General features: G+C 59.0%; 1 protein-coding gene. It reads left to right on the forward strand.

Going from position 1 to position 1064, the window contains the following annotated elements:
• Nucleotides 1-663: 663 nt before the first annotated feature.
• Nucleotides 664-1064: site-specific integrase (locus FVE89_RS26370; RefSeq protein WP_161393120.1), on the forward strand; the 401-nt coding region annotated here is incomplete at its 3' end.

Raw genomic sequence — 1064 nt, forward strand, 5'->3', positions numbered from 1 at the left:
CCTCCCCGTGCCAGAACACGTAGCGACGATCAGCCGAAACTACGTGGAATTGACGGATTGCCCCTTCTCAAAGCCGTGCGAGTCTGGGCGATTCGGGCTGGCGGTGGGGAATGAATGGCATCTGTCTATAAGCGTGGGCGCTCCGGGAAGGAGACGTATTGGGTACGCTTTCAGTGGCAGGGTCGAGAAGTTAGACGCTCGGCTCGAACATCCTCGAAGGCTGTCGCACAACAGTACCTTGCTCATCTCCTCGAACAGCACCGACGCATTGGCCGCGGAGGTCGTCCTCGCTGCTCTTACGGAGATGCCCTTGATCGCTTCGGATCAGAGTACCTTCCGACCCTCAAGCCCTCAACTCAGGCTCGATACAGAGAGAGCTTCAAGCACCTGACGCCGCGCTTCGGCAGCTTCTTCCTAGACGAAATCAACAAAAGCATGCTTGGTGAGTTTGTCACCACGCGAAAAGAGGAGGGGGTTACCGGAGCGACCATTCGGCGAGATTTGGCGACTCTGAGTAGCATGTTCTCGTGTGCGGTTGCCTGGGACCTCATCGAGCTTAATCCCGTGCGACAGTTCTCAAAAAAGCACATACGAGAGGCACCTCCGCGAACCTCCTACCCGTGTGAGGAAGAGGTCGAGCGCCTCGTTGCGCATGCGCCGCCGATGATCGGCCTGCTGATCCGCCTATTGGCTCAGACTGGCATGCGGCAGGAAGAAGCATGCAGCCTGGAATGGAAGCAGGTCTCGATTGAGCGCAGGGAAATTCGACTCTGGAAGACGAAGACCTCCTCGCCGCGTACCATCCCGCTGAGCGATGATGCGCTCGGCACAATTGTCGGCACACCCCAGCATCGTGATCGTCGCTACGTGTTCTGGCACGGGGAGGAGGGTCAGCGGTACACCCACTTCGCCAGCCGCTTCGCCGTCATAGCAAAACGGGCCAAGGTACCGTGGCGATGCCATGATCTGAGACATCGTTTCGCGAGCGTGTTCCTCCAAGAGACCGGGGACCTTGCGGCCTTGCAGGCGATCCTGGGCCACCGGCACATCGCCATGACCCTCAA

The organism is Methylobacterium sp. 2A (assembly GCF_009806555.1).
Lineage (GTDB): Bacteria > Pseudomonadota > Alphaproteobacteria > Rhizobiales > Beijerinckiaceae > Methylobacterium.